This window comes from Kitasatospora sp. NPDC059599, assembly GCF_042735125.1.
Classification (GTDB): Bacteria; Actinomycetota; Actinomycetes; order Streptomycetales; family Streptomycetaceae; genus Kitasatospora.
Map to the genome: position 1 here is coordinate 1 of NZ_JBHWCL010000243.1, position 8,831 is coordinate 8,831.

Consider the following 8,831-nt stretch of genomic DNA (forward strand, 5'->3'; position numbering starts at 1 on the left):
GGTTCGTGTTGTGGATCGGGCGGGGCCGCTCGTTGTCGGAGTTCCCGGGGGTTTGCGTCGCCCGCCCGCGGCGGGCGGCCGGCCCCCGGCGCGAGGCAGCGGGCCGACGGCCGCGGGTTCGGGAGAGGGGGCGGAGCGGGGGATCAGTACACGTTGACGCCGTACACGGCCAGCGCCGCGTTCACCGGCTGGAAGAAGGTCGTGCCGCCCACGGTGCAGTTGCCGCTGCCGCCCGAGGTGAGGCCCAGCGCCTTGGTGCCGTCATAGAGCGGGCCGCCCGAGTCGCCGGGCTCGGCGCAGACGTTGGTCTGGATCAGGCCGCGTACGGTGCCGCCGCCGGTGTAGCGCACGGTGGCGTTGAGCCCGGTGACCCTGCCGCTGTGGGTGCCGGTGGTCGAGCCGGTGCGCTTGACCTGCTCGCCGACGACCGCGTTCGGCGCCGAGGTGAAGCCGCCGGGGTGGCTCAGGGCGGTGTTGTCGTAGCGGACCAGCGCGTAGTCGTGGCCGGGGAAGGTCGAGGAGAGGGTCGGGCCGATCGGCGTCTTGTGGGCGGCGTCGGTGAACCACTGGGAGGCGACGTTCCCGCAGTGCCCGGCGGTGAGGAGGTAGGTGTCGTGGGCGTCCTTCACGTTGAAGCCGAGCGAGCAGCGGTACTGGCCGCCGTAGATGGCGTCGCCCGCGGCGAGCAGCGGGGTGAAGGTGCCGGGGACGCGGCGGACCGTCAGGACGGACGGGTCGCCGCCGGCGGACTGCGTGATCCGGTTGAGCGCCGCCGGGGACACGGTGCTGTCGGCGGTCACCACGACGCGCCCGGCGGCCTCGTCGACGTACCACGCGGTGCCGTCGACCTCGGCGTGCAGGACGGCGTCGCTGACGGCGGCGAGCTGTTCGGGCTCGGGGGTGCGGGTGGGGGCGGCCGCGGCGCCCGGCACGGCGACCGCGGTGGCGGTCAGCAGGCCGAGGGCGACGGCGAGCAGGCGGCTGCGGCGTCGGGTGGTGCCGGGGCGGGGGGTCCCTCGCTTGGTCCTCACCGGTCTCCTCCTGGGAATGGGCCCCTGGGGGTCGGGGGCCGTGAGGCGCGGTCAGACGGCGGGCGGACTCCGAGCGTGCTGTCCGGAAGCGCGACGGATGATCTGCCCCTGACAGGCGCTGACCGGAAGTATCAGGAAACGGACCCTTCGGTACAAGCTTCCTGACCGGGTGTCGGCGGACCCGCGCGCGGTCGGCCGAGTGCGCCGCTCCGCCGTTCGGAGGCCCGGCCCGGGCGCGGCCCGGGCGGCGACGGTTCCGGGCCCGCCGGTCGGCCCGCCGCGGTGGCGGGACGTGCGGGGCGAGCGCACGGGAGCACCCCGAGGGCGCGGGCCCGCCGGGCCGGGACCCCGGAGCGCGAGCCGGCCGGTCGTCGACCCGGCCGCGCCCGGCGGACCCGGCCGCGCGCCAGGCGGACCCGGAAAAGTGTTATCCGTGCGGCCCGACGGGGTCTCCCAGGTATCGGGAACGGACGCACGATGTCGCGGGTGAGGGTCCGCGGCGGGGCAGCGGAGTTCGAACAGGGGCGCTCCGCGCGGAGGCGAGGCCTCTGCCGCGTCCGTTCCCGGCGCGCCGCCGGACCGTCCCGTCCGGCCGGGCGCGCCCGGCGGTCCGCACGCTCCCCCCACGGCGGCGGACCGCCGGGGTCACCGCCGGGCGTGCGCGGCGGCCCCGGCGCGGGTCAGCCGCCAGACCTGCTCCTCGCCGCTCTCGGCCGGGGCGACCGCCTCGGCGGTGCGGCGCAGGTGCACGGTGAAGCCGAGGCGCGCCGGAACCGCGCCGCTGGCGCGGTTGGCCGGGTCGTGCACGATGTCGACGCACGCGATCCCGGGGAGGCGGAAGGCCTCGTCGACCAGGGCCGCCGCGGCACGGGTCGCCAGACCGCGCCCGGTGACGGCGGGGTGGAGCCAGTAGCCGATCTCCAGGACGTCGGCCGGGGAGTCCTCGCGCCGGTACAGCCCGGTGGCGCCCACGATGGCGCCGTCCAGCACGATCGCGTAGGCGTAGTCCTGCCCGCTCGCCCAGCGATCCGCCCTGGCACCCAGGTACTCGGCGGTCTTGGCGCGGCTGTGCTCGGCGACCCACGGCATCCACGGCCGCAGGTGCTCCAGCGACTCCTCGATGACGGTGAAGAGCTCGGGGAGGTCCGCCTCGCCGGCGAAGCGGCGCAGCGTCACCTCGCCCAGGGCGATGACGGGCTGGGGGGATGCGGGGCCTGCCTGGGTTTCCGTGCGTTCCATGGGGAGAGGATGGTCCGTGCCCGTCTCACCGGGCAACCGGATTCGGTGGCTGCGGGGGCCACGGCGGGCGGCGGGCGGCACGGGTGCGGACGAGGTGGATCAGGGCGCCGAGACCGGCCGCCGCACCGGCGACGCCCAGCAGGGAGGCGTCGGTCAGCCCGAGCAGGGAGAGGTCGAAGCGCCCGCCGTCGGAGGCGTCGCCGAACTCCGGGTCCACCAGGCCGCCCGGGTCCTCGGTCACGATGACGCGCTCGCCGACGGTGTCCCCGGTGCCGCAGTCCACCGAGCTGCCGTGCCCCGGGGCGTCCTCGTAGCGCACGGAGCAGTAGTAGGAGGTCGTCTTGCCGTGGACCACCCGGATGCCGGTGACCGTTCCCGGGTGCGTGACGCCGCGCATCCCGAGCACGGTGGCCTGCGCGGTGTTCATGGCCAGCAGCGGCACGGCGACCAGCGGGCCGATCACCAGCGCCATCGAAGCCAGCCGCAGCGCCCCGGAGCGGCAGAGGCTGAGGAGGGCGTAGATCAGGCCGGTCGCCCCCGCGATGACCAGCACCAGCGCGGGCAGCAGCAGCCAGAGCCCGAAGGCGCCGAGCGCCCCGCCGAGCGGCAGCAGGACGGCGGCGGCCGGGATCCACAGCGCCGTCAGCAGCGGACGCCGCGGCCAGGGCGGGTCGTCCTTCGAGGCCCGGCCGCGCCGCTGCCGTCGGCCCGGGGCGGAGGTGTCGCTTCGGCTCATGGCGGGAGATCCTGCCAGGTCGGCCGGCCGGCGGCGAAGCGCCTTCAGGTGCGCTCAAGGTCCCGCCCGCCCGGTCCCGGCTCCGGGGTGCTCCGCCGACGGGCGGGTCGCCCGGCCGCGAGCCCCGCCGTCCGGCCAGTGGTTCCCCGGCCCGAGGGGCGCGACCGGCTGGGGCGAGATCGTCCGAGCGCCCCGGCAGGGTGCGCGCGATGATGGTCACGACGGCGCCACGCCGTATCGATCGGACAGGGAGCGAGCCATGCCACGGCCATCCGGGGAACCGCCGTCCGAGGAGCCCCGCGAGCCCGGTGGGCCCGACGAGTCCGGTGGGCGCGACGAGTCCGGCGGGCTGCGCGTGGTGGTGGCCGACCAGGGCCCGGTGTGCGTCGTCACCCTCGCGGGGGAGCTGGACCACGACACGGCGGACGAGCTGCGCGCCGTGCTCGCGCGGCCGCCGGCGGCGGGCTTCGAACGGATCGTGGTCGACCTCGCGGACCTGCGGTTCTGCGACTCGACCGGGCTGAACATCCTGCTGCGCGCCCGCCTGGACGGGCAGGCCTCCGGACGCCGGCTGGAGCTGGCCGGCCCGAGCCCCGTCGTGGCGCGGCTGCTCGCGATCACCGGCGCCGACCGCGTGCTGCGGATCCACCGCGACCTCGGCACGGCGCTCGGGGCGCCCGCGCCGGACCCCGCCGGGCCCGCCGATCCGCCCCCCGGGCCGGCGTGAGGGGGCCGGCCGTGGACCGTACCGGCACCGGAGAGCCACCAGGCCTGGAGCAGACCAGGCGGCTGGCGCTCGCGGGCAGCGCCGGTGCGGTGCAGCGCAGCCGCGAGTTCAGCCGGCAGGCGCTGGTGTCCTGGCACTGGCTGCCGAGTGCCGACGAGGAGGGGCGCCTGGCGGTGGAGGACGTGCTGCTGATGGTGTCGGAGCTGGTGACCAATGCGTGTCTGCACGCTCCGGGCGGTCCGCGGGAGCTGCGGCTGCGGTGGGACGGGGACCGCCTGCGGGTGGAGGTCGCGGACGCCAGCCCGGTGGTGCCGAGGCTGCGGCCGTTCGGCGATCCGGGGCGGCCCGGGGGGCACGGTCTGCGGGTGGTGGACCGGCTCTCCCGGGCCTGGGGCTCGCAGCCGGAGGACGGCGGGAAGCTGGTCTGGCTGGAGGTGCCGGCCCCGCCGGTCCGTCCCGGCGCCGACCGGCGGGGCTGACTGCCGCGCCCGCCGGTCGAACCGTTCCCGCCCGGTCGGGTCCGACGGTGCGGGCCGACGACGGCAGGGTGGTGGGCCCGGTGGAGGACGACCCCGGCCGACGGCGGTGCCGCCCGCCGCGGCGCCCTCGGTGGCACAGTGGGAGCAGGGTGGCGGACCCGCCCCCGCGGCCCCGAGGTGCCCGGACGGCGCACCCCGGCCGTGCGAGTGATCCGGACGGTGAACGGATGGACGAGCACCCCGTGCCCGGCGGCGCTGCCGCGGACCCCGCCGAGCAGGCGCTGCGGCAGCTCCTCGCCGGGCTGACGGCCGTGCGCGACGGGGACTTCCGCACCCGGCTCACCCCGGGCCGGCCGGGGGTGCTCGGGGAGATCGCCGAGGTCTTCAACGGCATGACCGACCAGCTGGGCCGGGTGACCTCCGAGGTGACCCGGGTGGCCCGGGAGGTCGGCGCCGAAGGCCGGCTCGGCGGCCGGGCGCAGGTGCCCGACGCGACCGGGACCTGGCTGGACCTGACCGACTCGGTGAACGCGATGGCGGGCAACCTGACCTGGCAGGTGCGCAACATCGCCCAGGTCGCCACGGCCGTCGCCGAGGGCGACCTCACCCAGAAGATCTCGGTCGACGCGCGCGGCGAGATCCTGGAGCTCAAGGAGACCATGAACACGATGGTCGACCAGCTGTCCTCGTTCGCGGACGAGGTGACCCGGGTCGCCCGGGAGGTCGGCACCGAAGGCCGGCTCGGCGGCCAGGCGGACGTCCGGGACGTCTCCGGCACCTGGAAGGCGCTGACCGAGTCCGTCAACGTCATGGCCGACAACCTCACCGCCCAGGTCCGCTCCATCGCGTCGGTGACCACCGCCGTCGCGGAGGGCGACCTGACGCGGAAGATCCGGGTGGACGCGCGCGGCGAGATCCTGGAGCTGAAGGAGACCATGAACACGATGGTCGACCAGCTGTCCTCGTTCGCGGACGAGGTGACCCGGGTCGCCCGGGAGGTCGGCACCGAGGGGAACCTGGGCGGGCAGGCGACCGTGCGGGGCGTCTCCGGGACCTGGAAGGACCTCACCGACAACGTCAACGTGATGGCCTCCAACCTGACCGGACAGGTCCGCTCGATGTCCGAGGTGGCGACCGCCGTGGCGCGCGGCGACCTGTCCCGGAAGATCACCGTCGAGTCCAAGGGCGAGGTCGCGGCGCTCGCCGACGCGATCAACACCATGGTCGACACCCTGTCCGTCTTCGCGGACGAGGTGACCCGGGTGGCCCGGGAGGTCGGCACCGAGGGCATCCTGGGCGGCCAGGCCCGGGTGCCCAACGTCGCCGGGACGTGGAAGGACCTCACCGACAACGTCAACTTCATGGCGCACAACCTGACCAGCCAGGTCCGCAACATCGCCTCCGTCACCACGGCCGTCGCCGAGGGCGACCTCACCCGCAAGATCGACGTCGACGCCCGCGGCGAGATCCTGGAGCTGAAGACCACCGTCAACACCATGGTCGACACCCTGTCCGTCTTCGCGGACGAGGTGACCCGGGTCGCCCGGGAGGTCGGCAGCGAGGGCCGGCTGGGCGGCCAGGCCCGGGTGGAGGGCGTCTCCGGCACCTGGAAGCGGCTCACCGAGAACGTCAACGAACTCGCCGGCAACCTCACCCGGCAGGTCCGGGCGATCGCCGAGGTCACCGGCGCCGTCGCGGCCGGCGACCTGACCCGCTCGATCAGCGTCGACGCCTCCGGTGAGGTCGCCGACCTCAAGGACAACATCAACGCCATGGTCGGATCGCTGCGCGAGACCATCTCCGCGAACCAGGAGCAGGACTGGCTGAAGACCAACCTGGCGCACTTCTCCGCCGCCATCCAGGGCCGCCGGGACATCCGCTCCGTCGCCGAGATGATCACCGACGAGCTGACCCCTCTGGTCGGCGCCCAGTACGGTGCGTTCTTCCTCGCCGAGGAGAGCGAGGCCGGCCCCGAACTGGTCCTGATCAGCGCCTACGGCCGCCCGGCCGGGGAGCAGCGGCGGCTGCGGATGGGGGAGTCCCTCGTCGGCCAGGCCGCCCGGAGCCGGCGCACCGTCACCGTCGACGGGCTGCCGCCCGGCTACGCCACCCTCGCCTCGGGCGCCGGCTCCGGCGACGCCCACTCCGTCGTGGTGCTGCCGATCGCTCTGGAGGAGTGGCTGATCGGCGTCATGGAGTTCGCCTCCGTCCACCCGTTCACCCAGGTCCACCGCGACTTCCTGGACCAGTTCGCCGAAGCCTGCGGCGTCAACATCGGCACCCTCCTCGCCAACGCCCGCACCGACGGACTGCTCGGCGAGTCCCAGCGGCTCACCGCCGAACTCCGGACCAGATCCGAGGAGTTGCAGGAAGGACAGGAGGAACTCCGACGCTCCAACACCGAGTTGGAGGAGAAGGCCGCCCTGCTCGCCCAGCGCAACCGGGACATCGAGGCGAAGAACCTGGAGATCGAGCAGGCTCGCCAGGAACTGGAGGACCGTGCGCGGGAGTTGACCATAGCCTCGATGTACAAGTCCGAGTTCCTGGCCAACATGAGCCACGAACTGCGCACCCCGCTCAACAGCCTCCTCATCCTCGCCCAGCTGCTCGCCGAGAACGCAGGCGGGCATCTCACCCCCAAACAGGTCGAGTACGCGGGCGTGATCCACTCGGCCGGCACCGACCTGCTCCAGCTCATCAACGACATCCTCGACCTCTCCAAGGTCGAGGCCGGGAAGATGGAGCTGACCCCCGAACCCTTCGCGGTGCGCGAGCTGCTGGAGTACGTCGAGTCCGGCTTCGAACCGCTGGCCGACCAGAAGGGCCTCGCCTTCGAGGTGAGCGTCGACCGGGCCGTCCCGGAGCTGATCGTCACCGACCAGGCCCGGCTGCGCCAGGTGTTGCGCAACCTGCTCTCCAACGCGGTCAAGTTCACCGACACCGGCCGGGTCGAGCTGCGCATCGAACGCGCCGAAGGAGCGGACCTGCCGCCCGAACTCGACGGCGCCGGGGCCGCGGTGGCCTTCCACGTCGAGGACACCGGGATCGGCATCGACCCGGACCACCTGGACTCCGTCTTCGGGGCCTTCCAGCAGGCCGACGGATCCACCGCGCGGCGCTACGGCGGCACCGGCCTCGGGCTGTCGATCAGCCGGGAACTCGCCCGGCTGCTCGGCGGCGCCATCACCGTCCGCTCCACCGCCGGGCAGGGCAGCTGCTTCACCCTCCACCTGCCGCTGGGCGAACCCGACCGGGGACCGGCCGACGACCCGCGGGTGCCGCCGCGGGTCCTGGTGGTCGAGCCGGACCCGCCGGCCCTGCTCACCCAGCTCGCCCGCTCCGCCGCCGCACCGGGCGGGACACCGGTCCGGGTGGACGCGGCCGGTGACGGGGCGACGCTCCGGGCCGCGCTCGCGCACGGGCCCCACCGCTGCGTCCTGATCGATCTCGCCCGCTCCGGCGACCTGGTGCCCGCCCTGGGGGAAGCCGTGGCGGCGGGCACACCGGTCCTCGGCCACGGCGGCGACGGCGAGCCGCCCCCGGGCGTGCAACGCGTCGTCGGACTGGACGACCTGCGGGAACGGGTGATCCGGCTGACCGGCGACGACCGCCCGCCGGAGGCCGCACCCGCGGAGGCCACGCCCACCGGGCCCGTACCCACGGAAGCCGTATCCGCCGGGCCCGTATCCGCCGGGCCCGCGCCCGTGGACGAGCGGCTCGCCGGACGGACCGTCCTGATCGTCGACGACGACATCCGCAACGTCTTCGCCCTCACCGCCGCCCTGGAACAGCACGGGCTGACCGTCCTGCACGCCGCCGACGGCCGTGCCGGACTCGACCTGCTGCACGCCCACCCGGAGACCGGCCTGGTCCTGATCGACGTCATGATGCCCGGGATGGACGGCTACGCCGCCATCGAGGCGATCCGCGCCGATCCCCGCTTCGACCGGCTGCCGGTCGTCACCGTCACCGCCAAGGCGATGCCCGGGGACCGGGACCGCAGCCTGGCCGCCGGGGCCGACGACCACGTCACCAAGCCCGTCGACACCGCCAGGCTGCTCGACCGGATGCGGACCTGGCTGGACGCGCCATGACCACCGGCGGACCGGGCCGGCGCCACCCCGGCCACGGGCAGGCCGGACCCGCCCCCACCACGACCCGACCGGGCCCGCCGTGACCGCCGCGCCGGAACCCCCGGACCGCGCCGCCCGCGCCCTGGCCGAGGCCGTCCGGCGGCTGCAGGGAGCCGCCGTCCGGACCCACGCCGAAGCGCGGACCAGGGCCGCCGTCGACCTCGCCACCGGCATCCTGGCCGAGCGGCTCGGCCTGCCGATCGCCGAGGCGGCCGCCCACCTCGCCCGGCTGGCCCGGGAAGCGGGCGTGCCGGTCGTCGCGCTCGCGGCGGACATCGCGCGCCTGCCGGACCCGGCGGCGGGCGACGTCGGCACACACGGCGCACACGGCACACGGGAGGCACCCGGCGTCCCCGGTGCGGAGGCCGACGACGACGGGCCCGCCGCCGTCGCCCCCGAGACCGGTCCGACCGTCACGCCCGCGCTCGCCGCCGTCCCCGACCTGCAGCGCGCCGCCGAGGCCGGGCTGGACCAGACCGGAGCGGC

The 8,831-nt window shown here is 75.3% G+C and carries 7 protein-coding genes; 4 read left to right on the forward strand and 3 right to left on the reverse strand.

Annotation, left to right across the window (positions count from 1 at the left end):
* Positions 1-143: 143 nt before the first annotated feature.
* The 3 genes from ACFV04_RS42390 to ACFV04_RS42400 form a co-directional block, all read right to left on the reverse strand.
* Positions 144-1,031, reverse strand: a complete 888-nt coding sequence (locus tag ACFV04_RS42390; protein ID WP_380536437.1) for a S1 family peptidase — start codon at positions 1,029-1,031, stop codon at positions 144-146.
* A gap of 645 nt (positions 1,032-1,676) precedes the next feature.
* Positions 1,677-2,270, reverse strand: coding sequence for a GNAT family N-acetyltransferase (locus ACFV04_RS42395; protein ID WP_380536438.1), 594 nt, complete (start codon positions 2,268-2,270; stop codon positions 1,677-1,679).
* Between the two features lie 25 nt (positions 2,271-2,295).
* Positions 2,296-3,006: a hypothetical protein gene (locus ACFV04_RS42400; protein WP_380536440.1), complete on the reverse strand. Its 711-nt coding sequence runs from the start codon at positions 3,004-3,006 to the stop codon at positions 2,296-2,298.
* Positions 3,007-3,265: 259 nt separating this feature from the next.
* On the opposite strand from ACFV04_RS42400, the gene ACFV04_RS42405 reads away from it, so the two are divergent.
* From ACFV04_RS42405 to ACFV04_RS42420, 4 genes are all read left to right on the forward strand, one after another.
* Positions 3,266-3,733 (forward strand): STAS domain-containing protein, encoded by a 468-nt coding sequence (locus ACFV04_RS42405; RefSeq protein ID WP_380536442.1) that lies wholly within the window; start codon positions 3,266-3,268, stop codon positions 3,731-3,733.
* Positions 3,734-3,744: 11 nt separating this feature from the next.
* Positions 3,745-4,212 carry an ATP-binding protein gene (locus tag ACFV04_RS42410; protein WP_360264256.1) on the forward strand — a complete coding sequence of 156 codons (468 nt, stop codon included), beginning with the start codon at positions 3,745-3,747 and terminating at the stop codon, positions 4,210-4,212.
* 227 nt (positions 4,213-4,439) lie between these two features.
* Positions 4,440-8,306: a HAMP domain-containing protein gene (locus ACFV04_RS42415; protein WP_380536444.1), complete on the forward strand. Its 3,867-nt coding sequence runs from the start codon at positions 4,440-4,442 to the stop codon at positions 8,304-8,306.
* Between the two features lie 79 nt (positions 8,307-8,385).
* Positions 8,386-8,831, forward strand: a 446-nt coding sequence (locus tag ACFV04_RS42420; protein WP_380536446.1) for an ANTAR domain-containing protein, incomplete at its 3' end; no start/stop codon positions are given.